This window comes from Pseudoalteromonas sp. ABE4_541, assembly GCF_056312285.1.
On record NZ_JBSVEM010000014.1, the window covers coordinates 74409 to 101063 of the forward strand.

The window sequence follows — 26655 nt, forward strand, 5'->3', positions numbered from 1 at the left end:
ATAAGGTATTATGACGAACAAAATTAAATCTGAGTTGCTAGAACACCTAATCACATTAGAAAGGCAGTTATTAGAGCCGAGTGTAAGGCGTTCGGGCGATATGTTGGACCAGTTATTAAGTGATGACTTTTATGAGATATCGGCCAATGGTCTAATGTTTAATAAAACGCATGTGCTTTCAAGGTTGCCCGATGAAAAGGTGCCACAGTTTTATAATCAAGCATTTACTGGGCGTATGCTGGCAGAAAACCTTGTCCAACTTAGTTATCAAGCTGCTTACCGGCGAAGTGTGAAATATCCTCTCAGTTATTCTGTTAGAATGTCTTTATGGCGTTTAGAGCAACAAAGTTGGCGGCTTGTTTTTCATCAAGGTACTCCATGTCCAGAGTTTTCACTGCATATGGAAGACTGATCTAAATATTTAGTTCTTGTTATTTAATCTGAGTCCGATAGATTATCGCCAATTTTTAATATCTTTTAAAAAGCTATGATTGCATTTTCTCCCAGTTCAGCGATTGGAAGGTTGTTACTTCTAAGAACAATTGCGATAGTCGTTCAATTAACTATGGTGCTAGCCAGTACCTACATGTTTTCTAAAGACATTGATTTGTTTCCCGCACTTACAGTGATAGCGTTGGAGTCGGTATTTCAACTCGTTAGCGTATATGCTTATCGAAATACCCATGAAGCAGCCTTCTCAGGGATGTTGTTACAACTACTGGCTGATATTGTTTTTTTGACAATTTTATTGTCACTGTCGGGGGGGGCAAGTAATGCCTTTGTGTCTTTGCTACTTTTACCTATCGTTATAGCGGCAGTTACCTTACCTAAAAAGTATGTACTGTTGATCTCAAGTTTGGCGGTGGCGAGCTATTTGTATCTGTTTTTTAGCATGCCGATGGAGCATGTGCATCACGTGGACATGACTGGACACCTACAAGGGATGCTCGTTAATTTTGTATTTAGTGTACTTGTTATTGTGTTTGTCGTCATGGCTTTGGCCCACAAGTTGCAACAAAGAGAAAAGAGCCTAGCAAGAGTAAGAGAAAAGCAGCTTAAGAACGAGCAAATGATGGCATTAGGGGCCGCAGGTGCACAAGTAACTCATCAGTTAGCAACTCCGATAGGTACACTGAATATGCTGTTTGAAGAGTTAAAAGAAGAAACCCCGCAACACGAGTTGTGGCAAGATTTTGAACAAGCGCTTGGACAATGTAAAACTCATTTAGATGGTTTTCGAGCGCAAGCTGAATACTTAAGAAATACGACATCTGAACGTTCTCAAAGCATTGAAAATATATTAAAAACATTGAACGAGTTAGTTGTGATGCAATACCCTGAGCAGCGCTTTGATGTGGTGGAGCAACATGCGCATGGGGATGTTAGTGCCGATCCGATGCTCGTGCCGGCACTACTCAATATTGTTGCAAATTCTGCCCGGGCTAATGAACAGTCCAACCACACGGATTTATTGATCACCAGTAAAATTATTAATAAAACATGGCAATTCTCTATTACTGATCATGGCGCAGGGATCGAGCCTGATAAACTAGTCATGTTAGGACATGAACTTATTCCCAGTGAGCATGGGTTCGGTATGGCATTGTTGCTGTCGCACGCGACATTAGAGCGATTGAACGGAGTAATGACAATAGAAAATCATCCAAATCTGGGGGCAACAACGGTTGTTAGGTTACCGCTGATTATGAAAGAGAAAAGCGAATGAAAATGCTAATTATTGAAGATGATGTCGCATTTTCTAATGCGTTAGCCAGACGTTTAAGCAAGTTTGGTTTTGAGTCGAAGATTACAAATGAGGCTGCGAACATCTTAAATGATTGCCAATCTTGGCAACCTAGTTATGTGTTACTTGATATGAATCTTGCCGGAGAATCAGGGCTAAATTATATCGAGCAAATCAGAGCTAAGTTACCATTAAGCAAAATAGTGTTGCTTACAGGGTTTGCTAGTATTGCTACTGCGGTTGATGCAGTGAAAAAAGGTGCGGACGATTATCTCACTAAGCCTGCGGACACCAGCTTAATTGTAAAAACCTTGCTGGGACAGAACACGGACGCTATATCTTGCTCGCAAACGATGTCGGCGGAGCGAGTTGAGTGGGAGCATATTCAACAGGTGCTCAAGCTCAACAACGGTAATGTGTCAGAAACCGCTCGGCAACTCAATATGCATCGACGAACACTACAAAGAAAATTACAAAAACGCCCAGCTCAAAAGTAATTTTTCACCTTGGTTTGCTAGCAGAACGGTTATTTACTAAATTGAAATGATGAGTAGATATCAACTAATCTTATGCAAATATTCGATTTAAATTATGGCGCCATACTTTTGGCTGCATTATCGTCTTTCATGTTGGGAGGGCTGTGGTACTCTCCGTGGCTATTTGGTAATGCATGGCTAGAAGGGTGTGGGCTAACTGAGCTGGACCTAAAACAAAGCGACCCTAAACTTATTTATGGAGGAGCGTTGGTGCTTGCATTATGTGCCTCTATGAGCATGGCTTTGCTGTTAGGCAGCGATCCTCCGTTATTCGATTCTTTTCTATTGGGCTGTATGGTTGGCGCTGGACTTGTATCCACTGCATTAGGTATCAGTTACATCTTTGAGCAACGACCGTTTAGATTATTTTTAATAAATGGTGGCTATCACATCTGTCAGTTTGTTTTAATGGGGGTCATTTTAAGTATCACAGGGTAAGTTTTGGCAAAACCAAATAAGAAGGCTCCAACGAAGACCATCGATATCTATTGTGCCCACTGCTCAGCCGCTCTTTTCAAATACCGAAAAGGTGGCAAAGGTGCGTTAGTAAAGTGTTTCATTGAACGCATTGTCAAAAACCACACACTTGATAATCTTCACTGTCCAAACTGTGGGCAAGTTTTTGCTCGTGAGATGTTAATCAGGGGGACACCTGCCATAAAATTTATTGGCGGCAAAGTGCGAGCTAAGTAGCTTCAGCAACCTCAGTTGAACATAAGCGAATTTACCTTGATATTGGGCGAAATATCATCATTGGATGTCGAAATAGTCGCAATGTCTTTATTGCGAACCGTCAAAACTCTTATCCGCAGCTGAGGTTACTTAAATAGCGGACATATATCCTTTTTAAAAACAGGTCTACTGATAGTATTAGCCAGTTTGTGCTGTTTCAACGATTGAAAATCACCCTTCCCATGGATTTGGGCCAGTGTGTTTGGGTGAACATTAAATTGCCTACGTGTGGGCGTTTATGGACAAAAACATGATTGATTTATTATTTGATGTAATTGGTATGAGTGGTACTGGCTTAGTAGTGGGTGCATTCTTTATGTTGCAATTGGGTAAAGCATCTCCTGAGAGCTTAACCTATAACCTCATGAATCTGACAGGCGCAATTTTGTTGCTGATCAGCTTGTGTTATAACTTTAACTTGGCAAGTTTTGTTATTGAGTTATTTTGGATTGCAGCTTCAATCATTGGACTGGTGAAGTATTTTAAAGCTAAACAAGCGATTGCTACATAAATTTCAATAAATTACACATTAAAGCTTGCACGGCAGCCTATCATTTGTATTATTAGTAAGAAATGAAGGTCGCTGTGCTGTTATCATTTAATTTACATGGTGTCAGTTAGCAGTGCATGTTGTTAGGCTGAGCTATGGTAAAATCCTTAAAGATCTCTTTAGCGCTTTTGTTTGCTACGCAGGCAAATACAGCCGTATTCGCAAATAATGATCCAGACCTTTTTGACCTTTCTTTTGAAGAGCTTCTTGACGTCAATATTAGTTTAGCGACAAAAACAGATGAAACTCGTGCGTCTGTTCCCTCCAGTATTACTGTTTTTACACAACAGCACATGGCACTGCTTGGCATTGCCAATGTATATGACTTAATGAATTATGTGCCTGGGTTCCAATCAACTCGGGGAGACTGGGTTGGCGCTGTGCCCAAAGAGCACACTCGGGGCGTGTATTTAGATAGTGGTAATGTACTGGTGATGATCAATGGTCAGAGGCTCAATGAAGCGTCTTTTGGTAAGGCTTCTGTTTACATGCCACACATTGCTGTTGAGATGATTGATAAAGTTGAATTTATTCGCGGCCCAGGTTCTGCTTTATATGGTAGTAATGCATTTTTGGGTGTCATGAATATTGTGACACTCAAAGCGCGTAATCAAGTCAGTTTGGGTGTTGGGGAAAATGGTTACAACCAGTTAGCGGCCAGTTTTAATCATAAACTTTCAGACACCTTATCAATTTTCAGTAATGTCTCGTGGCAAGGACAGGATGGCGAACAATACCGACAGGGGATCAGGGATCCATATGAAAGCTACTTTGTTGAATTAGGTACAAATTGGCAAAAGTTGAAACTGTCGGCATGGCACAACCAAACTAAGCTCGATGGGTTTGTAAACTTGGCGGGATGGTCAAATAACAATTTTCATAAAAGTCGCAATACTGCGCTTTCTTTAGAGTATACATTGCTCAGTAACAATCAATTTGATGTAGATACCTCAATACGCTATATCAGACATGATATTGACTCTGCAGGACTTATTGCCTCTGGTGAAGAGCTGGGTTTGGAGCATGACTTTTTTGTCGGGCCATCTTGGCAGTCAAAAGACCTTACGTTTAACTTTGATATTGCATACCGTTTCGATCCAACTTTGTCATTTAATTTTGGTGCAGAATATTCAGAGGAAAAGCAATCTGAAGCGGGTATTAACTCAAGCTACTACGACTTTGAGCTGGGTGATGTGAATATTGGTGAAGAATATTACCAAGGCTACATCCGTAAAGTTAAACCTCACGTTCCCTTCAACAACTTATTGCAATCTTTCGACTCAACAGCTGTATATGGACAACTAAAATATAATTATGGTGAAAGATTAACGCTATTTGTTGGCGCCAGATATGATGACGTAAAACATATTGATAGCAAGTTTTCTCCTCGCATCGCCACCATTTATTCACTTTCTGAGCATGATACTATTAAACTGCAGTATGGTGAGTCATTCAGAACCCCGGTCAGCAATGAACTGAATTCGAACGATGATGTAACAGTGGGTAACCCAAACCTGACGTCGGAGTATGTAAAAACAACAGAGCTTGTGTGGCATACACAACGGGAAAAATGGGAGCTGGACCTCGTATTGTTTGAAAACCAGTTGAAAGACTTCATTAACCTTGTGCCAATCAGGGCCCAACTTGGGCGCTTTACGTTTCAAAATATCTTCAACACGAATATGAAAGGATATGAGTTTAACGGTAAATTTAACTTATCCAGCGTCACTTGGTTTGAGCTTGGTTACACCCATTTATTCGATGAGCCTTTTAATCCAAGCTTTAAACGTTTTGCTGCGGCTGCAGTCACACATAAAGCAGGCGCTTTTCAAATTAGTCTGAACGCAATTTGGCGAGACGCTGTTTTTGTTCAAAGTCCTGAGCCTGATACGATAGACAGTGTTGATCAAAAAGCTTATTTTTTGTTTGGTGGTTCCTTTTTATGGAAGTTGTCAAATAAACAATCAATTGCCCTCAAAGCGGCGAATTTGTTTGATAAACATTACGATGTTTTTGAGCCGCGCATGCTAGACGGAAAAATGCCCGGCACTGGCAGAAGTTTAAAGCTTCAATACGTTAAAAAGTTTTAATTTCTTGCATAATCAAACAACTAGTATTATCTCCTTTTTAACATCTAATTGATTTATAGAAGTTTATCATGGTCCTTTAATAAGTCTGTAAATCTAAATGAAAATAATTATTGAACGCATGTCGATTGTTAGTTAACATCCCCCCCCGCTAATAATAACCATACAAAATCTGGGTATAATTGTGAAAAATATTAAAAATCTTGCGCTCTCTTTAGTTTGTGTAGGCGTTTTGGCGGCTTGTGGCGGCGATGACAATAAAGTGACGCCTCCAGTTGATACTGGTACAGGTCAGGCAGAGCAGACTAACGGTAAAGATAATGAAGTTGTTAAAGCGGTCGCAACGTTTGAAAACGTCGTTGCAACTAATGCTGAGCATGCTTACGTCGTATATTCAGACTCTTTGACGGACGCGCAAGCATTAAAAACTGCAATTGATAATTTTGTTGCTGAACCAACAGAGGCGCACTTTGTTGCAGCTAAACAAGCTTGGCTAAGTGCGCGTGAGTCATATGGGCAATCTGAAGTGTTTAGATTCCGTGAAGGTCCAATTGACGCGTTAATTAAAAATGCAAATGGTGAATCAGTGCTTGAAGATGGTCAAGGCCCTGAAGGGGCAATTAATGCTTGGCCATTAGCTGAGGCATTGATTGATTATACTATCGACATGGATGGTAACGAGGCACGCGGTAATGCCACGGTGTATCAAGCTGGTGGCAATATCATTCAAGATGCACTCGAATTTCCACAGATCACAGCAGATCTGATCAGAGAAAAATTTGAGTTAGATGGTGAGGAAGCAAATGTGACTTCTGGCTATCACGCAATTGAATTTTTGTTATGGGGTCAGGATTTAAATGCGGATTTAACTTACACTGCACAGCGTGACTACACTGCTGGTCACCGTCCTGTGACGGATTACTACACAACCGCTACAATTCCTGCACAAGAAGATAACGGTAGAACCTGTACATCAGGTGAGCAAGGTGCTGATGACGAGATCTGTAACCGTCGTGGCGCATATCTTAAAGCGGCTGCACAACTTTTAGTTGAGGACTTACAAAGTGTTGTTGACGCATGGCACCCAGAAACAGGTTTCCACTATCAAGATACTGTTAAAGCAGAAAATGCAGCTAAAAACTTAGGTGCCATGTTGGAAAGTATGGGTCGTTTGAGTTTTGGCGAATTGGCAGGTGAGCGAATGAGTATTGCTGTTCGTACTGACTCACAAGAAGATGAACATTCGTGTTTTTCTGATAACACACACCGCGATATTTGGCTAAATGCTAAAGGTATTCGTAATACCTATCTTGGTCTTTACACTCGCACAAATGGTTTAGAGTTATCTGGTCCGAGTATCCATAACTTACTCATTACCAAAGGCCATGAAGCGCTAGCAATTGAGTTAAAAGCCGCACTCGATAAAACAATGGATACTATTTTAGTTATTGATACTAAAGCGAAAGCGGGTATGCCTTTTGACACGCAAATTCAAAAAGCAGCGGATCAAGAAGCAATCTATGCGGCTATTACGGCACTTGCGGCACAAACGGATCTTATCCAAAAAGCAATCGACGCATTAGGTGTATCTGCAGAAGACTTAAAACAAGACACTGAAGAAAACATTTAATAACAAGCGATAAATGGCTGGTGCAATACCAGCCTTTTCAGTTTCTGATCCAGTATATCGGATCAGCTGTAGGGGCACTGAAAATGAAAAACATACTTAATACACTTGTAATGGCTTCAACGTTGGCTGCGCTCAGCGCATGTGGCGGTGGGTCTGAAAGTTCTTCCGCAGACAGCACAAAGAACACTGAAAGTAACAATAACGGAACTGATACATCAGTTTCAATAGAAAATCACGCATTCAAAACCAAAGTAAACGATGGGCTATCTCCTTTACTTATCAATAAAGCGGATGAAATGGAGCACTTATCTGCGGGCCAAGCTACAACAAATATTATCGATCAAAATGCCTACAGCCAAGCGTTGCCAGCTGTTGTCGATATACCTGCATTAGACGCGGTGTTTAAAGCCGGTGATCATACCTTTAGAAGTAACCACGATGGTCAGGGACCGTTATTCAATAATACGAGTTGTCAGGGTTGCCATATTAAAGATGGTCGTGGACAAGTACCAACCAATGCTGATGAGCCAATGTCGAGCATGTTCTTACGCATAGGTGATAGTCAAGGCAATATTGACCCAATATACGGTGACCAGCTCCAAATTTTTGGGGCAGCCGGAGTGCTCGCAAAGTATCGAGGTGCCTTAGATGATGGTTTAGCTTACGGTGAAGCGTATACTTGGGTTGAGTACGAAACGATTACAGGCCAATTTGCTGATGGCGAACAATACACCCTACGTAAACCGGTTTATAAAATCAAAGATCTTGCCTATGGCGACTTTATGGATGACGTGCAATTTTCGCCACGCGTGACACCACACGTTTATGGCTCTGGCTTATTAGAGAGCATTCCGGAGTCAAGCCTGCTCGCTTATGCGGATCCTGAGGACGTAGATGGAGATGGTATTTCCGGCCGAGCAGCGTACACAACTAATCCAGTGACCGGGCAACAGCAAATAGCGCGTTTTGGCCAAAAAGCAGTGACGGGCTCTGTATTACAGCAAATTTCTGGTGCATATCGTGGAGACATGGGGGTGACAAACTCAATTAACCCTCAAGAGCCTTGTACAGAAAGTCAACATGCGTGTATCGCTCAAGCGCAAACTGAAAACGACAAGCATCATGATGGTGTTGATCTGAACGACGTGGACCTAGCCCAAGTTGAGTTTTACAACCGTACATTGGCAGTGCCAAAGCGTCGTGGATATAGCGAAAGTACAGGTGTTTGGGATGAATCGGTTAGTGCGGGACGTACTCAGTTTTATGCGGCTAATTGTCACAGTTGTCATGTACCTAGATTTAAAACGGGTACGGCGCTGGGGAGTGTGTTAGGAGATGTAGATTTAGTGACTTTAAAAGAAACTAAAACCAATATCAGCGCGCTGGAACAGCAGGTTATTTATCCCTATACAGATCTGTTACTGCACGATATGGGGGGATCATGCAAGGTGAGCAAAGAGCTTCCTTCAGGTGAAGCCTGTGAAGAAGGTGCAAGGTGTATTTACACCCAGCGCTGTGAGGGGCTTGCGGATGGCAGACCTGAAGGTGAGGCATCGGCCAGTGAATGGAAAACGCCTGCGCTTTGGGGTTTGGGCTTAGTGCAAACAGTGAACCCAAAAGCAACCTTCTTGCATGACGGACGCGCGCGCACCATAGAAGAAGCTATTCTTTGGCACGCAGGGGAAGCGAGTCATTCACAGCAGGCTTACGTTACTATGGACAAGGAACAGCGTTCGGCATTACTGGCTTTTCTTGGTAGCTTGTAATGTTGATAGCAAGTGTCGCGATGGCAGCGTTACTGAGCAGCGCTGCGACATCAATGAAGGTAGCGGTGCCAGATAGCGAAATAGAAAAGGTGCCAAAATTTTCTCTGCAAGAAATGTATCCCGGTGGAGGGGTAACGACTAGGAGGCCAGCGCACAGAACCTTTATTCACCCTGCGGGAAATGTTCCGACGATGGAGCAATTGGATTTTTGGGATGGTTTTTCGTTCTTCCGCGATCCTTGGGTTGCTTCACCTGCAATTACGAAAGACAGAGATGGTCTGGGTCCCTTGTTTAATGCTCGTTCATGCAAAGTTTGCCACAACGACGGAGGACGAGGGAAGTTAGCAGGCTCTGGCAGTAAAGCAACGCCAGCTTTGCTCTTTAGGTTATTGAAAACTAATCGCTATGGACATGATCTGAACTATGGTGGCCAGTTACAGCCTATTGCCATTAGGTTGTCACATCCTAAGTTAACCAACCCCGTAAAACCAGAAGGGCAAGTTACTGTTACTTATATTGAAGTTTCAGGAAAATATACCGATGGAAGTGCTTATCGATTAAGGCGGCCAACATATCAGCTTTCAGACTTAAACTACGGAAAGCTTGAAAAAGATACTGTATTGTCTGGGCGCTATGCACCGGCAGTTTACGGCATGGGGTTGCTTGATGCGATCAGCGAGGGTGATCTGTTAGTTCAGCAGGATGCTGAAGATAGCAATCAAGATGGGATCAGTGCTAAATACAATATGGTGACTGATACTGTAACTCAACAAACCAAAATAGGACGATTTGGCTTTAAGGGTTTACATAGCACACTGGAACAGCAAGTTGCCGGCGCATTTGTTAATGATATTGGAATTACTAATCCTCTTTTTGCCAAAGAGAGCTGCACCGATGTCCAAAAAGCGTGTTTAATTGCCGCAAGTATTGACCCACCTAGCACTTTAGATATTCCGAAAAAGCTACACGACTTGACCGTGTATATGAGTCAAATGCTTGCTGTGCCAAAGGCAAGAGATCTTAAAAGTGAGCGGGCACAAAAAGGCCGGGTGCTTTTCTATCAAATTGGCTGTGACACCTGTCACACACCTAAGTACGTGACTGGCGATGAACACTCTGTTAAGGCATTGAGAAATCAAGTTATTTATCCGTATACGGATCTAGCGCTGCACGATATGGGTGAGGGGCTTGCCGATGGTGGTGTAGAAAACTTAGCAAGTGGTTCTGAGTGGCGCACGCCGCCGCTTTGGGGGATTGGTTTACAAAAGCGCGTGCAGGGATATGCGGCCTTTTTACATGATGGCCGAGCGAGAACTATAGAGGAAGCAATCTTGTGGCATGGCGGTGAAGCGAGCCAACAACAAACGGTTTTTCGTCATTTGACGGCAGATGAGCGTGCGTCGCTTATCTATTTTTTAGAACAAATTTAATATTAGAGATTAGCATCATGGGAACAACTATAAATCAACGTGCAATGCTGGCGTTAATGGGTGTGCTTTTAGTTGGGCAACTGACAGGTTGTGGCGGTGGCGGCGCGAGCGAACAACCAAAAGTAAATAACGGTGGTCAAACAGGTAATAACGGTGGACAAGTTGACACGGGAGACAACAATATAACAACGCCACCACCGACTAATCCTGACGATGAAAATAAAGAACAGCTCACGCCTGAACAAGGCTATGAGAAACTGACCGCCAATTTGGTGGACGGTGTCGTCATTCCTTTATATCAAAATGTCCAGCGGGCGAACTTGGCACTGAAAGCGCAAGTAGCAGCATTCTGTTCAAAGCCAGAGCCTTCATTACAAGATCTGAATGACTTGCAGGAAAAATGGCGTGCAACAAGCGCATCATGGCAACAAGCGCGCAGTGTGAAGATGGGACCTATCGCAGACACTTTCCATTACTCACGAATTCAATATTGGCCTTATTCAGCAGAGAAAATAATCAACGATGTTGAAGTGTTGTTTGAACAAAATACGGATATGACCCAAGGCGTCGCTTCATTTAAGCACCAGCTACAAGGGCTACCTGCATTTGAATACATTGTTTTCAACAAAGATAAACCACTACTAACAAATGCGGACCGAACACAACGCTGCCAATTCATCAGTGCGATCACTGACAATATTGATACGCTCGTGACAAACACCGTTACTAAATGGCAAACAAGTTATGGTGAACAATTCCGCGCTGGGAATGGTATTTTTACAGATAAAAAACAGGCGCTTGAGAAGTTTTTAACGATTTGGTTTGAGTATCTAGAGATTATTCGAGATGATAAAATCAATAAACCGCTTGCTCTTGAGATCCCCGGTAAAATTGAACTTGCTGAAAGTATTTTTAGCGAATCGTCTGTCGCCAATGTTAAAGCAAATATTGTTGCACTTGAGAAACTATATGAAGGCTCTGGTGGATTCGGATTCGACGATTATCTAATTCGCGTAAATCAACGTGAGGATGTGACAAAAGAAATCAAGCTACACTTCCAATCGGTTTATCAAGCAATTGATACTATAGGATATTTACCAATGTCAGAGCTAGTTTCAAGTAATGAAGGTCGAGAGAAACTTGTCAATCTTGCTACGGCAATTTCAAACTTACGCAGCTTGATGAGCAGTGACTTTGTGCAGGTGACTGAGCTGAGCCCAGGTTTTAATACCAATGATGGAGATTAAGCGTGTCTTTGCATAAACACGTAAATATTCATGACCGTAGGCAGTTTTGTAAAAAACTGCTGGCCATGGGCGCATGTATTAGTGTCATGCCGGTGTTAAGTGGCTGTGAATTGGTTGCTAAACAACAACGTTTTGCAAGTGCCTATACCGCTCGTGACGGGCAAAACTTTGTCGCGTGGTTTAACAACGATGGTGAGATACTAGGCCAAGTTGCGATATCCGAGCGCGCTCACGATCTATGCTATGTGCCTAACCGCGAGCTCATATTGGCATTTTCTCGTCGTCCAGGTCGAGCTTTAAATATCGTTGATATGAAAGATCAGAGATTGCTAAAGCGTATTGAGAGTAGCGCTGGCCAGCATTTCTTTGGCCATGGTGTATTGAGTCGTGATGCAAAGTGGCTATATACCGCTGAAAACCATTTTGATGATTCATATACTGAACATGATGGCTTGATTGTGGTACGCAATACCGATAATTTTGCAGTTGAAGCTCAGTTCTCAAGTTTTGGTGTAGGTCCTCATCAATTGGCAATGCTGAACAATAGCAGTACGCTGGTTGTCGCAAATGGCGGGATCCATACGCACCCTGCAAGCCCGAGAACTAAGTTGAACCTTGATAGTATGAAGCCAAACTTAGGTTACATCGACACCCATACAGGTCAGTTGCTAGAGCAAGTAACGCCACCCGATCATCAATTGAGTATGCGTCATTTGTGTGTAGCAAAAGACAATACCGTTTATGTGGGGTGTCAGTATCAGGGCCCCAAGCATCAAATTCAGCCTTTGATTTTTGCGCATACAAAAGGGGGGAATTTGCAAGCTCTTCAAGCAGGGCAAGAACAGTGGCTTAGGTTTAATCAATATACCGCGAGTCTTGCGGTAGATAGCAGTGATCATACTTTAGCTGTGACCTCTCCTAGGGGAGGTATTGTGAGTTATTGGCATAGGCGAAGCTTGGAGCTTGCCCATATTGAGAACAAAGATGATTGTGCTGGGGTAGCAGCCGATGATGCCCACTCGTTTGTGACCAGTACGGGTAAAGGTTATTTAAATTATAAAGAAAAAACCTCAAAGCACAATCTTCACTGGGATAACCATATGATAAATATTAATATTTAATGTCCGCATCGCGCAGTAATGATGGTTTTTGCCCTTTGCTGCGCTAATTCATCATAAAAGTGTCATTTACGAATAATTATTATGTTACGGCTTTATATGGCCTACATGTATTAATCTCAGATAACAGGTACAGGTATGCTGGGTTTAACCTGTTGTGGCTCAAATGCTAAATAATCCTACCAAAGATAAGATCTAGATTGATTTAAAATATCAATATTTTCAAACTTGGATAAAAACCCCCCTTAACTGTACGTTAATTGTTAATTTTTGTAATCATTAGTTTACATATATCTGTTGCGGAAATAATATTTTATTCTTGATAAAATTTAAGCTGCTGTAAATTATGCTTATTTAATTGTGTTTCAATTTGTTTGTTTTTTGTTAATTTTAGGTGTTTTTTTTGTTCTATCGGCCTACGCTGGTAATACGACAAGTTTTTGTCGTGACACTTAAATTATTAAAAGTCAGTAACACTGACGTGGACAAATAAACAACAAATTGGAGCGTAAACGTGAAATTATCACATATTACTTTAGCCACGGTTTCAGCACTTGCTTTTGCTCACATGAGCCCAGCATCAGCTGCAAATAAGCAATATTTAAATCAAAGTAATGCATTTAACAGTGTCGTTAAGTCGAATGCTGTATCATTGCTTTCAAGCGATGCGAAAGAAATTGTTGGGCTAAGTACCGATAATGACTTGGTGCTAGTTAAGGAGTTTAAGAAAAGTAATGGTGGCGTAACACGCCGTTATCAGCAAATGTATAAAGGTGTCCCCGTTGTAGGCGACCAAGTGATTTTATCTTTTGATAAAAATAATCAATTAGAATTTGCCCATGGTGCAGCAGTGTATGATATTGCTGTGGACTTGCAGTCAGTGAAACCGACACTGACCAAAGATGCCGCTGTTGCGCGTGCAGAGCAAGCTCATGGTGTACTTGCATTCGATGCGCAAGGTGAAAAGCTAGAGAAACATAACGAAACATCAAAACTTGTTGTTTGGGTAAACAAAAAGAATAAAAAAGCCTACCTAGCATATGAAGTATCTTATGTTGTTTATGGTGATAACCCATCTCGTCCTTATCAAATTATCGACGCGCACACAGGTGAAATGCTGTTTAGCTATGAAAACTTACAGCATGCACAAGCGACAGGGCCTGGCGGTAACCAAAAAACAGGCCGCTACGTATATGGGACAGACTATGCTCATCTTGATGTAGAGCAGTCTGGTAGCACCTGTACGATGAACTCTACAAACGTTAAGACGATTAACTTAAATCATGGTTCGTCAAACTCTTCTGCGCATAGCTTTACCTGTCCTGAAAATACCATTAAAGAGATCAATGGCGCGTTTTCACCGCTCAATGATGCACATTATTTCGGTAACGTTGTTTTCAATATGTATAGTGACTGGTTAGGCACAGCACCTCTAACATTCCAGTTGAGAATGCGTGTCCACTATAACACTAACTATGAGAATGCGTTCTGGGATGGCTCAGCGATGACCTTTGGTGACGGTAAAGATACTTTTTATCCGTTAGTGAGCTTGGATGTATCTGCTCATGAAGTAAGTCATGGTTTCACGGAGCAAAATTCGGGTCTTGTTTATAGCGGAAAGTCTGGTGGTTTGAACGAAGCGTTCTCTGATATGTCTGGTGAAGCTGCTGAGTTTTATATGAAAGGCACAAATGATTGGTTAGTGGGCCAAGACATTTTCAAAGCTGATGGCGCATTACGTTATATGAATGACCCAACACGTGATGGTCGTTCAATTGATAATCAGTCTGACTATAGCTCAGGTATGAACGTGCACTACAGCTCGGGCGTGTTCAACAAGGCATTCTACAACCTCGCAACAACCGCTGGCTGGGATACGAAAAAAGCGTTTTTGGTCATGGCTAAAGCGAATCAGCAATATTGGACAGCAAATACCAACTGGGACTTAGCGGGTAACGGCGCAATTGATGCAGCGTGTGACCTTGGCTATGAGATAGCTGACGTAAAAGCGGCTTTAGCAGCTGTGGGTGTAAACTCTGATGCAAGTCCTGGTAGCCCGTGTGCGGGCCCAATTACTGATGAAGAAATCTTCAATGGCCAACCTCGCACAGGTATTTCTGGTGCGTCGAAAGAACAAAATTTCTTTGTTATGAACGTGCCGGCTGGTGCGACAAACCTTAAGTTTGATACGTCTGGCGGCACAGGCGATGCTGATTTATATGTGAAGTTTGGCAGCCGTCCATCACTTGATACATTTGATTGTAAGAGTACAAGCTCTACTTCAACAGAGAGTTGTTCAATTAACAATGTTCAAGCGGGTGCATATTTTGTGATGGTTGAAGCTTGGGATCAGATTTCAGGTGTGACCCTAACGGGTAGCTACTCAACAGATACAGGTGGTCCAACTCCGATTAATCGCACCGAATCAAATGTATCCGTTGCGCGTAGTGACTGGACTCGTTTCACTCAAGACCTAGGTGCGGGCTACTCGTCTCTAGAAGTCACTATTTCTGGTGGAACAGGTGATGCAGACCTTTACGTTAACTTTGGCTCTGAGTCTTCTACGACTCAATACCAATGTCGTCCATATAAAAATGGCAACAATGAGACTTGCTCATTTACCAACCCTCAAGCAGGGACTTGGCACATTGATTTGCGTGGTTACAACTCAGCGAGCGGTGTAACGCTGAATATTAAAGCAAACTAATTTGCTGACAAAAAAGGGAGCTTCGGCTCCCTTTGTTGCTTTAACACTAAGGGATACAACATGAAAACAACATTGAATAGTACTGTGCTAAGTGCCGCTATCTTAGCTTCATTTGCGAGTAGCGCAGCACAACCACTAGATGAAAAAATCTGGGTTACAATCGACCCTCAAGCCGCACAGCATTATCAGTTTAAAAATATGCTCAGCGGTAACAATTTATCAACTCATAGCAGTGCTTTAGAGAGCGTTAACTTGATGCAAATTAACCCTTCTCAGGTGAACGCGTTAAGTACATTTATGCATGACAATTATCATCGTTGTGGCGGGTTTGTCGCTCATGACTCATATGAAGATGCGCAACAATACTTGCATCAACTCGCTCTGGTTAAAGAGGGGGATGTGTCACCATTTTTAGTGAATTATACGATTGACAACCCAGCTCGTGTGAGCAGCTTGTTAAATCAACTCTCTGCTAATAACCTTGACAACACTGTCAACACCATGAGTGCGTTTCACAATCGTTACTATACGCAACAGACGGGGGTTGACGCCGCACAGTGGCTAAAAGGTCACTGGCAACAACTGGCTGCCTCGAGAAGTGACATCAGCGTTGAATATTTTAATCATAGCTGGGCGCAATCTTCGGTCGTGGTGACTATCCCAGGTAGTGAAAAAGCGGATGAAATAGTTGTGATAGGGGGGCATTTAGATTCAATAAACTCGTCTAGTCCAAGCTCTGGTAGAGCGCCTGGTGCAGATGATAATGCATCAGGTATTTCAGTGTTGACGGAAGCATTACGTGCCGTCGTCGCATCTGATTTTAAACCTCAGCGTACCATACAGATCATGGGCTTTGCGGCCGAAGAAGTGGGCCTTCGTGGTTCAAAAGATATTGCACAAACCTATAAATCACAGGGAAAAAATGTGGTGGGTATGGTGCAATTTGACATGACAGGCAGCAACGGCAGTGTGCAAGACATTGTAATGATGACCGATTATACCAACAGTGCACAGAATCAGTTTTTAGGGCAATTGATAGATACCTACCTTCCGTCAGTCACATTTGCCTATGATCAATGTGGTTATGGTTGTTCAGATCATGCTTCATGGTATCAACAAGGTTATGCGGCTTCTATGCCGTTTGAATCAAAAATGTCTGATATAAATAGAAAGATCCACACGACCAGTGATACTGAGTTTGATTCTACTCATGCTATCAAGTTTGCAAAACTGGCAGTGACATATCTTGCCGAGTTGGCTAAAGATGCGGGCGCTGTAGACCCAGATCCTGATCCAACGAATGAGCTAGAAAATGGTGTACCAAAAACAGGCATTTCTGGTGCGTCAAAAGAACAGCTTTTCTATACCCTTGAAGTGCCAGCAAATAGTGCAAATCTTAATTTTGTCACTTCGGGTGGAACAGGCGATGCGGATTTGTACGTCAAATTTGGTTCTAAACCTACACTGCAAAGCTATGACTGTAAGAGTACCAATTCAAGTAGTGAAGAGCGCTGTGATATCGCCAGTGCACAGACTGGTACTTACTACGTGATGGTCGAAGCTTGGAATGCAATTAGTAACGTTAGTCTGACAGGGAGTTATAATTCTGCAGGAGAAGGCCCAACACCCATTAATCGTCAAGAGAGTAATATCAGCGTTAATCGCGGCAGCTGGGTATACTTTGAACAAGCGTTAGAAGCGGGCTACTCAAATCTAACCGTGAGTATTTCGGGTGGTACAGGTGATGCTGATTTATATGTTAAACATGGCACACAAGTATCTGATAGTGTACACGATTGCCGCCCATACAAGAATGGTAATACTGAGTCGTGTTCGTTCGATGCACCAGCGTCAGGCACGTGGTTTATTGGCTTAAAAGGCTATAGCAACAGTAATGGTGTCACGCTTACTATTAGCGGACAATAATTCCTTTCTCAACCTAGTTAAATGTGGGTCATCGTGGTGGCTCATATTTAACTAATTGTTTACTTTTAACTTGTTGTTAGCGTTTTATCCCTTCATACTTCCTCCTCAATATTTCATTACACTCATTTTTATAACGTTTCAGTTTCGCGATTGATATGACAAAAACTAATAAAAATTTTAATTTAACAGGGCATTTATTATGGCTTGCCCCGGCTTTATTTTTCTTTACATGTATTACAGACGCACCCTCTGGCATGAGTATCGAGGCGTGGCGCACCGCCGGTTTGGCGATTTGGTTGGCGATATGGTGGGTCAGTGAAGTTGTACCAATCCCCGCTACCTCTTTGGTACCCTTATTGGCAGTCCCTTTGGCAGGAATAAATAACATTAAAGCGGCTTCGAGCTTATATGCGCATCCACTTATCTTTTTATTTTTAGGTGGATTTTTGATATCCATTGCAATGGAAAAGTGGCAGTTGCATAAGCGTATCGCACTTTTCACTATGCTCAAGTGCGGTAACAATGCACGAATTCAGATTTTAGCAATGATGATGGTCAGTGGTTTTCTTTCTATGTGGATCAATAATACTGCAACCACACTAATGATGTTGCCTATTGCGCTTTCAGTTATTCATGTATTGCAAGAAAATAAAAGTAATTGTGAAAATTATGGCAAAGCGTTGCTACTGGCGATTGCTTACAGCGCAAGTATTGGCGGGGTTGGGACTATTATTGGCACAGCGCCTAATGCTTTGATGGCGGCATATTTGTGGGAAAGCTACCAAATTAAAATTGGGTTTGCGCAGTGGATGGCGTTAGCGGTGCCTTTTAGTGCGTTGATGATTTTTTTAGCATGGATTTGGCTCACGCGTTTTGCGTTTAAAGTTAAGCCAACTTCATCGCAAGTAAGTTTAACAGCCTTATTTGAAAAGCAGCTAAACGCTTTGGGCGCGATGTCAGTCGCTGAAAAAAATGTGTTCGCAGTATTTGTGTTTGCTGCGACCAGCTGGGTATTGAGGCCCTATTTGGCTACTTGGACAGGATTAGATATTACCGATACGGGTATAGCAATTGCGGCATCTTTATTGTTATTCGTGTTGCCTTCTGGTGAAAAAGACCAAAGACTCATGGATTGGCAATCAGCAAACCAATTGCCTTGGGGAATTTTGTTGTTATTCGGTGGGGGACTAACTTTAGCGGCTCAAATCAAAAATTCGGGCTTAGCTGAATATGTTGCTAACTCTCTGTCAGGAGCGTCAGCCGTGCCACTTGTGTTGGGTATTTTATTGGTCGCGGCACTTATCTGCTTTTTAACCGAACTAACGAGTAATACTGCGACCGCTGCAGGGTTCTTACCGCTACTGGGGCCGATTGCGGAGCAAATTTCAGGCACCCCCTTAATTTGGGTGATCCCCGCTGCAATTGCAGCTAGCTGTGCCTTTATGATGCCAGTTGCAACACCGCCAAACGCAATTATTTTTGGTTCAGGTGAAATAAAAATAAAAGAAATGATTCGGGCTGGGTTTGCGATGAACATCATTGCGATACTATTAATCACTATGCTTACTATCAGTGTGGGGAGCTGGGTATTTGATTATGCTGAACTTTTATTCTGAAACAATTTAAGTACGCTACTATGCGCAGGGCTGTGTGCTTGATATAGTGGTTGTAATATAGACAGAAGCTTATTTTATCATGCAAGTAGAAACAATTTGTGAGTTAAATAAACAACTGATGTTGCTGCAGTCTGCGTTTATGCAGACCCCTTTTCCGAGTCTAGAAGAGCGTGTGCGGCATTTAACGTTGATCAAGGAGCGGTTAGTAGCTAAAGAGGCACAATTTGTTATTGCAGCTAGCTCTGATTTCGGTTCAAGAACGGAGTTCGATTCGGTCGTGGGTGATATTGTCCCTACGGTCAATGCTTTAGGTTATATGATTAAACACCTCAAGCAATGGATGAAGCCACAAAAGCGTCATCCAGGGTTAATGATGTGGCCATCAAGCGTAAAAGTGCAATACTCGCCAAAAGGGGTAGTAGGCGTTATTTCTCCTTGGAACTTCCCTATCCAATTAGCCATTGTACCCGTTGTTACAGCATTGGCGGCAGGTAATCGAGTGATGCTTAAGCTCAGTGAGTATACACCGTATGTAAACGCCCAGATGAAAGAATTGTTCGCGGGGTTAGAGTCACATTGTGTGATTGTCGAAGGCGATCACCATGTTGCATCTGCGTTTTCCAGCTTGAAGTTTGATCACTTGTTTTTTACCGGCGCAACGGAAGTCGGCAAGAAAGTGATGGCTTCAGCGGCACAAAACTTAGTGCCAGTGACTTTGGAGTTAGGTGGAAAGTCACCAGTGATTGTTGCAAATGATGCTGATGTGGAACATGCAGCACGGACAATTTTGTTCGGTAAACTTTTAAACGCAGGGCAAATTTGTGTTGCACCTGACTATGTTTTAGTTACCAAAGAAAATGCGCAAGAACTTGTCACAGCCATACAAAAACATTACACCGCGCAATATCCAAATCGTGAACAAAATCACAAACTATCCAGCATTATAAATGAGCGGCAAAGTAACCGACTATGGGGTTTGCTGGAGGACGCAGAGAAGAAGGGCGCGACTATCTGGCCCAATAAGATGCAAACAGATATAAATACGCGCATGGGGTTACATATTGTCACTGATGTGAATTCTAACATGGCAATTTTGCAGGACGAGATATTTGGACCCATTCTCCCTATTGTGGTGGTTGAGGATTTAAAGTCTGCAATGAATTATGTGGAGTTACGCGAAAGACCGCTGGCAACTTACTTATTTACGCAAAGTAAAGAAGTGGCTGATAGCGTTGCAAAAAATGTAAGAACCGGTTCTCTAGCAGTGAACGAAGTTGTGTTGCAAGTAGTCGTTGAGGATATACCGTTTGGCGGCGTGGGCTACTCAGGAATTGGGGAATATCATGGTAAAGAAGGCTTTATAACCATGAGCCACAAAAAGAGTGTGACTTACAGTGGAAAGATTGCGCTGATACGCTCTAAGTTACTCATTAGGCAGCCTAAATGGTTGCTAAAGCTGGTTAAGAAAATGACTTTGCGATAGCTTTTTGAATTTGATAAGAAAATTAGCCGGGCTGAACCCGGCTAATCTAGTGATTTAGTAAACAGCTTTTCTAGGTCTAACTTCAGGGATATATTTACGTTCTTGAATTTTATAGTAAATTTCCGTTGCTTTTTCTGTTGCTCGTTCAACTTGCGATGGTGAAAGATGTTTCTCATCTAGTTGGCGGCTTTTTGCTGCTTGTTGATTACCATTGTACTCAGCAATTAAGTTCCACATGAACGACTTTTCGATGTTTTTATTTACACCGAGCCCCTGATAATACATAAGTGCTAAGTTGAATTGAGCGAGAGTGTAGTTACTGGCCGCTGCTTTTTCATACCAGTCCATTGCAGTGTGGTAATCTTTGACTACCCCGTCACCATTGGTGTACATAACACCTAAGTTAAATTGCGCCGCAGCCAAGTTCTTCTTAGCTGCTCGAGTAAACAATTCAACGGCGCGTTGCTTGTCTTGCTTAACACCTTCTCCATGTTCATACATCACGGCAAGCGAAAACATCGCATCCGCAACTCCAGTATTTACGGCATCTTGAAAAAGTTGGGCCGCTTTTCGAAGGTCTTTGGGTACGCCATAACCACCTTGGTACATTTTTGCTAGTTCATATATACCGGGTCCATACCCCATGTCTGTTAAGTATCTAAATTCTTTGAGCGCTTCTTCAAATTGCCCTCTATTTGCCGCCTCGATCCCTTCTTCAAGACCCGCGTTGCTTGGCGTTGTCCATGCCAACATGCTAATTAAAACGGCGAGTTTAAATTTTCGATGCCACATATTAAATCTCCTACTTATTTAAACAATGCCTCAATGGTAATAAGACCATTGCCATGGCCTTATATTGGACCACTAATAGTGAACTAAGTGCAAGGAAAAATGATGTTTTGAGTAGGTCTTTGGCCCAAAAATTATGTATATGTGCCAGTCCTTTGGCTATTAACTATTTATTGAAGGTGATTGGGGTGGGTTGAATATCTGGTTTCGCATAGCTCAAGCGCGTGATATTTTGCGTTTTGTGATAGCTGTCTAAACCACTAATTGCTACGGTTTCGAGGATGTCATGATCAACGAAACCATCAGGGTGAAGTGCCTCATCATCCTCTAAATAAATGTCTGTGATCTGGCCAATCACAAGTTCTGTTTGATTAAGCTCAATGGTTTGAGTAGATTTGAGCTCTAGAGCAACTTTCAATTTGCTTTGAGCTACAAAGGGGGCAGCAAAACTGCCTTTGTACTCACTTGTTAAGCCAACGGCTGTAAATTCTGATACATCTTTTGGATAGCGTGCCGATGTTTGATGTGCTTGATTAATGATATTTTGATGGACTTGGTTGATTGTGTAAATGCCGGTTTCAATCATGTTTTCAAGCGTGTGTCTAGGCACTGAGTGTGGTCGTATGATCATGCCAATTAAAGGTGGATTCGCGCCCACATGGAATACGGAACTAACGATTGCTAAGTTTTCTTGTCCTTGCTCATCTTTAGTGCCTATAAGGTTGGCACTTTTAAAACCCGAGAGGGAATTAATAAGATGAACACGCTTTTGTTGATCAAGGCAATCAATATCTTTAGATGAAAAATGCATGGTTGTTACGCCTTAAAATTCGTACTTTGAAATCTGTTTACCATTCAATTGGCTTACCTTGCCAGTCGATATAGTCGACTTCTGCGTTGTGCTCGCGGCTAGCTATCAACCTACAAAGTTGAGCCGCGACGAAATCTGGAGTGAATAATTTATTGGCTGGCACATTCTTGTGAAAGGGTTGAGATAGCGGAGTATCAGTTGTTCCTGGATGGAAAAGCACACATTTACAGTGTTTTGCGCGTCGCGCCAGTTCAATGGCGAGCGTTCTGACTGCCATATTGAGCGCGGCTTTTGAAGCTCTGTAGCTGTACCAGCCGCCGAGTCGGTTATCATTTATACTGCCAACACGAGCGCTAAGGCATGTAATTACGCATTGGCTGTTCTTATCAAGATGTACAGCAATCGTTTTGAGCCATAGTAGCGGTGTAATAAAGTTAGCCTCCATTTGCCATGCGAGTTGGCTAGCACTGATGTTTTCTAAACGCTTTTCTGGTGAAAATTGCGCATTGTGAAGTTGGCCATTGAATATGGTGATGCTCGATGCGTTTGCGATTATCAACCGTAGCTCATACGCTGTTTGCGATATACTTTTCTCGTCATAATCAATTGTGAAATGGCGATGATTTTCGTCAAGTTCCGTCAAACTACTTTGGCTGATAGTAATAATGAACCTGAGTGGAAAACGTTGGCGTTGTTCAGTTAAAAAGGCACGTGCTATTTTGCTGCTTGCACCGATAATGATGATAGCTTCTTGATGCTCATTCATAGTTTACATCCGTTTTTACCACAGCTATTAGGCATTAACAGTCGCGAAATTGCCATACGGTGTTTGGCGAAGAACAGATAGGCCAAATCGGCTATCCAGCGCATCGGTGCAATACGTATGAGCTTGAGCCATGGATATTTTCCAACAGTGCGCCACACTTTGTAGGTGGCATCTAATCCTATCCATATATTTCCCTGCTCATCCTCTGCGTGGAGCACCGTGAGCGCTGACGACTTGTCAATGTGAGGGAAGCGCATTGAGAAATATTCATCGTGTACATTGACCGTTGTTACTTTTTCTTGCGCGTCATATTTTTTAAGTTTTTTCATTTCTGCCACACACAAATGGCAGTTGCCATCATAAAATATTTTCATGCTGTATTGAGTTGTTACTTTGATACAGTAGTTTACGTTCAATAGGAAAAAACAGATCGCTCGTAAATCGAATTAATCTCGGTATAGTGAGTAGTATAAAATATCGACAAAGGATGCATTATGACTGAGCAATATCAAACATTGAGAACCAATGTCAGTATGTTGGGTGAATTGTTGGGACAAACGATAAAACAAGCCCAAGGCCAACAAGTTCTTGATAAAGTAGAACAAATAAGAAAGCTGTCGAAGTCTTCACGAAATGGTAGCGAACAAGATAGAGCTCGACTCATCGAAATATTGCACGCGCTCACAGACGAAGAATTATTGCCCGTCGCTCGCGCGTTTAATCATTTTTTAAATCTCGCAAATGTTGCTGAACAGTTTCACACGATTTCAAAACAAGGTGCGCCAGAAGGGACTATGGGTGCGCTAAAAAATACCTTGTTGGAGTTGAAAAAACAGGTCGAGTCAGGTTCATTAAACCTCAATCAAGTGGCTAATGCTGTGGCAAACTTGAAGATGGATTTGGTGTTAACCGCACACCCAACTGAAGTGACTCGCCGAACGATTATCAGTAAGCATGTTGAGTTAAGTGAATGCTTAGAAGCGCTAGAGCTACATACTTTAGATGACCATCATAAAGACTATTTGTTAGATAGGATTGAGCAACTGATTAGCCAAGCGTGGCACACCAATGATATTCGCGATAAACGTCCGACACCTTTAGATGAAGCAAAGTGGGGCTTTGCGGTCATCGAAAATAGCTTGTGGGAAGCCGTACCCGAGTTTATTAGACAATTTCACAGCTACTCAGAAGAATTACTGAATTTGGCTTTGCCTGAAGACTTTTCCCCTGTGCAGTTTACATCGTGGATGGGAGGAGATAGAGATGGCAATCCTTTTGTAACTGCACAAATTACGCAGAATGTGTTAGACCACGGTCGTTGGATGGCATTAGACCTGTATTATCGAGACTTGGATAAATTAAGCGCTGAGCTGTCGATGCATCGAGCCAGCCAAGAATTAGAAGATCAGATTGGCGAACATAGTGAACCTTATCGTTTCTTGCTTAAGATGCTTAAAGCGCAAGTCAGTGAAACAATCGCCGCTTTGGAGTGTAAAATCAAAAATGAGCCAAGTAAAAAACAAGACAAAATAAAGCATGTTGGGCAGTTAAAGGCGCCTCTAGAGCTTATATTTCGCTCTTTGACGCAAGAAAATATGAGTGTTATTGCAAATGGCTTGTTGCTTGATGTGATCCGCCGCTTAAATTGTTTTGGCATCAATTTGTGTAAGCTGGATATTAGACAAGATTCAGCCCGTCACACTGAAGTGTTCAGTGAGCTGACTGGATATTTGGGTTTGGGGAAATACGCTGATTGGTCGGAAAGTGATAAACAAGCATTTTTACTTGCCGAGTTAAATTCTAGAAGGCCTCTAATTCCCAAGCATTGGCAACCCAGTAGCAATGTGCGTGAGGTATTAGATACGTTTGAAGTCATTGCGCAACAAGATGAGCATGCGCTAGGAATTTATATTATTTCAATGGCACAGAACGCTTCAGACGTCTTAGCGGTAGAGTTGTTGTTGCAAGAAAGCGGTTGTAAATTTAAACTCCCTGTTGCCCCCTTATTTGAAACGCTAGACGATTTAAATCGCAGCGCACATGTTATGAGTGAGTTATTTGCTCAGTCTTGGTATCGACAGCATATCAATCGCAAGCAATATGTCATGATTGGCTACTCAGACTCAGCGAAAGATGCTGGCATGATGGCGGCAGGTTGGGCGCAATATAGTGCCATGGAACAACTCGTTAACCTTTGTGAGCAACAACAAGTTGAGCTTATCTTATTCCATGGCCGAGGAGGAACAATCGGTCGTGGTGGAGCACCAGCGGCAAAAGCTTTACGCTCTCAACCACCAGGTTCGCTAAAAAGTGGATTAAGAGTTACCGAGCAAGGGGAAATGATCCGCTTTAAGTTCGGTTTGCCTAAGGTTGCCACGCAAAGTTTGGCCATTTATAGCAGTGCGATTATTGAAAGTAACTTATTACCGCCGCCACAACCTGAGTCTAGTTGGCGAGAGGTTATGGCACTTATCTCTGACGTGTCGTGCGAGCACTATCGCAGTATCGTGCGAGAAGATCCTAACTTTGTACCTTACTTTAGAATGGCAACGCCTGAAGTTGAGTTAGCAAAATTACCACTTGGTTCAAGACCTGCAAAACGTAATCCAAAAGGTGGTGTTGAGAGTTTAAGGGCCATTCCTTGGATCTTTGCCTGGAGTCAAAATCGACTTATGTTGCCAGCTTGGTTGGGAGCAGTTCAAGGGTTACAAAAGGCCCTAGATACTTATGGGGAACAAACGCTTAACTTAATGAGTGAGCAATGGCCATTTTTTAGAACCCGCTTAGAAATGTTAGAAATGGTGTTTTGTAAAGCGGATAGCTGGTTAAGCGAGCACTACGAGCAAGGATTGGTGGAAGAAGCCTATAAACCTTTAGGCCGAAGCTTAAGAGCAGAGCTTGCACAAGCCCAAGAATTAGTGCAACGCTTAGCACCTGATTCAACTTTACTGTCAGCACAGCCATGGATAAAAGAGTCGATTGCGCTTAGAAATCCGTATACTGACCCTTTAAATGTACTACAAGTCGAGTTACTTAATAGGGCAAGAACGAGCCAAAGTCATGACGTCGATAATGCATTAATGATCACAATGACAGGCATTGCGGCTGGTATGCGTAATACTGGCTAACACACATTACACTAAAGGATGAATAACTCATCCTTTAGTGTTGTTTTTAGAGCTTTCATTCATTTTTTAGTGTTAACTTTATTGACTTTGTCCCCAACGTTAATAAAATTGCAACTGGTTAAACCAGAATGTAATACTTAAAGTCGCCGGTATGAGAATAATAACTAGGCGTGATGTCTTTAACTTGAGGTCCAATGTCTACACTATCAACCAGTATCACTTACGATGATACGACTTCACTCATCTTGATGACGTTACGAGGCGCTGTTAGTGCTGAGGATGTTGTGAATGTTTATCAAATTGCGAATGATTACGCTAAGTCGCACAATAGTAGAAAAATTCTCATTGATCTTAGTGAAGTTGAGCATCGTTTTGCTGCTATTGATATTGTTGAGTTTATGCCTAAGGTCGCTCATTACCTTCGAGATTTTTCGGTTGCGAGAGTCGTAGGATTTGAGGGATATATGCACGACTTGTTTTTACAAAAAGCAAAGCGCTATGATTTAAATGCAGAAAATTTCGAATGCTTTAAATCTGCAAAGCAATGGTTGTGTAATTTGTAGAATCTGCTTAAACTGTGCTGCCATTA

At 42.4% G+C, this 26655-nt stretch carries 22 protein-coding genes; 18 read left to right on the forward strand and 4 right to left on the reverse strand.

What is annotated here, in order from left to right; all coding sequences use genetic code 11:
• Positions 1-10: 10 nt before the first annotated feature.
• The 16 genes from ACW689_RS14205 (at position 11) to ACW689_RS14280 (ending at position 20572) form a co-directional block, all read left to right on the forward strand.
• Complete coding sequence (locus tag ACW689_RS14205; RefSeq protein ID WP_476292465.1) at positions 11-412, forward strand: nuclear transport factor 2 family protein; 402 nt, start codon at positions 11-13, stop codon at positions 410-412.
• A 75-nt stretch (positions 413-487) separates the two neighbouring features.
• On the forward strand, positions 488-1726 hold the full coding sequence (locus ACW689_RS14210; RefSeq protein ID WP_476292467.1) for an ATP-binding protein: 1239 nt from the start codon (positions 488-490) through the stop codon (positions 1724-1726).
• On the forward strand, positions 1723-2241 hold the full coding sequence (locus ACW689_RS14215) for a response regulator transcription factor (protein ID WP_476292469.1): 519 nt from the start codon (positions 1723-1725) through the stop codon (positions 2239-2241). Before ACW689_RS14210 ends, ACW689_RS14215 begins: the two co-directional genes overlap by 4 nt.
• Before the next feature lie 72 nt (positions 2242-2313).
• Positions 2314-2718, forward strand: a complete 405-nt coding sequence (locus ACW689_RS14220; protein WP_476292471.1) for a DUF1761 domain-containing protein — start codon at positions 2314-2316, stop codon at positions 2716-2718.
• A gap of 3 nt (positions 2719-2721) precedes the next feature.
• On the forward strand, positions 2722-2973 hold the full coding sequence (locus ACW689_RS14225; protein WP_476292473.1) for a hypothetical protein: 252 nt from the start codon (positions 2722-2724) through the stop codon (positions 2971-2973).
• Positions 2974-3262: 289 nt separating this feature from the next.
• Complete coding sequence (locus ACW689_RS14230) at positions 3263-3523, forward strand: CBU_0592 family membrane protein (protein WP_476292475.1); 261 nt, start codon at positions 3263-3265, stop codon at positions 3521-3523.
• A 134-nt stretch (positions 3524-3657) separates the two neighbouring features.
• Entirely contained in the window at positions 3658-5652 is a 1995-nt protein-coding gene (locus ACW689_RS14235; RefSeq protein WP_476292477.1) for a TonB-dependent receptor plug domain-containing protein, read from the forward strand.
• 181 nt (positions 5653-5833) lie between these two features.
• Positions 5834-7279: an imelysin family protein gene (locus ACW689_RS14240; RefSeq protein ID WP_476292479.1), complete on the forward strand. Its 1446-nt coding sequence runs from the start codon at positions 5834-5836 to the stop codon at positions 7277-7279.
• Positions 7280-7362: 83 nt separating this feature from the next.
• A complete protein-coding gene (locus ACW689_RS14245; RefSeq protein WP_476292481.1) occupies positions 7363-9045 on the forward strand; it encodes a di-heme oxidoreductase family protein in 1683 nt (560 codons plus the stop codon).
• The gene (locus ACW689_RS14250) at positions 9045-10475 is read left to right on the forward strand and encodes a di-heme oxidoreductase family protein (RefSeq protein WP_476292483.1); all 1431 of its coding nucleotides are present in this window, start codon (positions 9045-9047) and stop codon (positions 10473-10475) included. Before ACW689_RS14245 ends, ACW689_RS14250 begins: the two co-directional genes overlap by 1 nt.
• A gap of 17 nt (positions 10476-10492) precedes the next feature.
• Positions 10493-11722: an imelysin family protein gene (locus ACW689_RS14255; RefSeq protein ID WP_476292485.1), complete on the forward strand. Its 1230-nt coding sequence runs from the start codon at positions 10493-10495 to the stop codon at positions 11720-11722.
• A 2-nt stretch (positions 11723-11724) separates the two neighbouring features.
• On the forward strand, positions 11725-12843 hold the full coding sequence (locus tag ACW689_RS14260; protein ID WP_476292487.1) for a DUF1513 domain-containing protein: 1119 nt from the start codon (positions 11725-11727) through the stop codon (positions 12841-12843).
• A 511-nt stretch (positions 12844-13354) separates the two neighbouring features.
• A complete protein-coding gene (locus ACW689_RS14265) occupies positions 13355-15547 on the forward strand; it encodes a M4 family metallopeptidase (RefSeq protein WP_476292489.1) in 2193 nt (730 codons plus the stop codon).
• 60 nt (positions 15548-15607) lie between these two features.
• Positions 15608-17473, forward strand: coding sequence for a M28 family metallopeptidase (locus ACW689_RS14270; RefSeq protein WP_476292491.1), 1866 nt, complete (start codon positions 15608-15610; stop codon positions 17471-17473).
• Positions 17474-17628: 155 nt separating this feature from the next.
• Complete coding sequence (locus tag ACW689_RS14275; RefSeq protein ID WP_476292493.1) at positions 17629-19089, forward strand: SLC13 family permease; 1461 nt, start codon at positions 17629-17631, stop codon at positions 19087-19089.
• A gap of 79 nt (positions 19090-19168) precedes the next feature.
• Complete coding sequence (locus ACW689_RS14280; protein WP_476292495.1) at positions 19169-20572, forward strand: aldehyde dehydrogenase family protein; 1404 nt, start codon at positions 19169-19171, stop codon at positions 20570-20572.
• Positions 20573-20626: 54 nt separating this feature from the next.
• On the opposite strand, the gene ACW689_RS14285 is transcribed toward ACW689_RS14280, so the two are convergent.
• From ACW689_RS14285 to ACW689_RS14300, 4 genes are all read right to left on the reverse strand, one after another.
• Positions 20627-21364 carry a tetratricopeptide repeat protein gene (locus ACW689_RS14285; RefSeq protein ID WP_476292497.1) on the reverse strand — a complete coding sequence of 246 codons (738 nt, stop codon included), beginning with the start codon at positions 21362-21364 and terminating at the stop codon, positions 20627-20629.
• A gap of 163 nt (positions 21365-21527) precedes the next feature.
• Positions 21528-22172 carry a flavin reductase family protein gene (locus ACW689_RS14290; protein ID WP_476292499.1) on the reverse strand — a complete coding sequence of 215 codons (645 nt, stop codon included), beginning with the start codon at positions 22170-22172 and terminating at the stop codon, positions 21528-21530.
• Between the two features lie 37 nt (positions 22173-22209).
• Positions 22210-22938 carry an SDR family NAD(P)-dependent oxidoreductase gene (locus ACW689_RS14295; protein WP_476292501.1) on the reverse strand — a complete coding sequence of 243 codons (729 nt, stop codon included), beginning with the start codon at positions 22936-22938 and terminating at the stop codon, positions 22210-22212.
• On the reverse strand, positions 22935-23312 hold the full coding sequence (locus tag ACW689_RS14300) for a thiol-disulfide oxidoreductase DCC family protein (protein WP_476292503.1): 378 nt from the start codon (positions 23310-23312) through the stop codon (positions 22935-22937). Before ACW689_RS14300 ends, ACW689_RS14295 begins: the two co-directional genes overlap by 4 nt.
• A 120-nt stretch (positions 23313-23432) precedes the next feature.
• Here ACW689_RS14300 and ppc point away from each other — a divergent pair, with 120 nt between their 5' ends.
• Positions 23433-26066, forward strand: a complete 2634-nt coding sequence (gene ppc, locus ACW689_RS14305) for a phosphoenolpyruvate carboxylase (RefSeq protein WP_476292505.1) — start codon at positions 23433-23435, stop codon at positions 26064-26066.
• 194 nt (positions 26067-26260) lie between these two features.
• Positions 26261-26629, forward strand: coding sequence for a hypothetical protein (locus ACW689_RS14310; protein ID WP_476292507.1), 369 nt, complete (start codon positions 26261-26263; stop codon positions 26627-26629).
• Positions 26630-26655: the final 26 nt, after the last annotated feature.

Coding starts and splice junctions, on each gene's coding strand:
- ACW689_RS14205 (WP_476292465.1), top strand. CDS start 11: ATGACGAACAAAATTAAATCTGAGTTGCTAGAACACCTAATCACATTA.
- ACW689_RS14210 (WP_476292467.1), top strand. CDS start 488: ATGATTGCATTTTCTCCCAGTTCAGCGATTGGAAGGTTGTTACTTCTA.
- ACW689_RS14215 (WP_476292469.1), top strand. CDS start 1,723: ATGAAAATGCTAATTATTGAAGATGATGTCGCATTTTCTAATGCGTTA.
- ACW689_RS14220 (WP_476292471.1), top strand. CDS start 2,314: ATGCAAATATTCGATTTAAATTATGGCGCCATACTTTTGGCTGCATTA.
- ACW689_RS14230 (WP_476292475.1), top strand. CDS start 3,263: ATGATTGATTTATTATTTGATGTAATTGGTATGAGTGGTACTGGCTTA.
- ACW689_RS14235 (WP_476292477.1), top strand. CDS start 3,658: ATGGTAAAATCCTTAAAGATCTCTTTAGCGCTTTTGTTTGCTACGCAG.
- ACW689_RS14245 (WP_476292481.1), top strand. CDS start 7,363: ATGAAAAACATACTTAATACACTTGTAATGGCTTCAACGTTGGCTGCG.
- ACW689_RS14250 (WP_476292483.1), top strand. CDS start 9,045: ATGTTGATAGCAAGTGTCGCGATGGCAGCGTTACTGAGCAGCGCTGCG.
- ACW689_RS14255 (WP_476292485.1), top strand. CDS start 10,493: ATGGGAACAACTATAAATCAACGTGCAATGCTGGCGTTAATGGGTGTG.
- ACW689_RS14270 (WP_476292491.1), top strand. CDS start 15,608: ATGAAAACAACATTGAATAGTACTGTGCTAAGTGCCGCTATCTTAGCT.
- ACW689_RS14275 (WP_476292493.1), top strand. CDS start 17,629: ATGACAAAAACTAATAAAAATTTTAATTTAACAGGGCATTTATTATGG.
- ACW689_RS14280 (WP_476292495.1), top strand. CDS start 19,169: ATGCAAGTAGAAACAATTTGTGAGTTAAATAAACAACTGATGTTGCTG.
- ACW689_RS14285 (WP_476292497.1), bottom strand. CDS start 21,364: ATGTGGCATCGAAAATTTAAACTCGCCGTTTTAATTAGCATGTTGGCA.
- ACW689_RS14290 (WP_476292499.1), bottom strand. CDS start 22,172: ATGCATTTTTCATCTAAAGATATTGATTGCCTTGATCAACAAAAGCGT.
- ACW689_RS14295 (WP_476292501.1), bottom strand. CDS start 22,938: ATGAATGAGCATCAAGAAGCTATCATCATTATCGGTGCAAGCAGCAAA.
- ACW689_RS14300 (WP_476292503.1), bottom strand. CDS start 23,312: ATGAAAATATTTTATGATGGCAACTGCCATTTGTGTGTGGCAGAAATG.
- ppc (WP_476292505.1), top strand. CDS start 23,433: ATGACTGAGCAATATCAAACATTGAGAACCAATGTCAGTATGTTGGGT.
- ACW689_RS14310 (WP_476292507.1), top strand. CDS start 26,261: ATGTCTACACTATCAACCAGTATCACTTACGATGATACGACTTCACTC.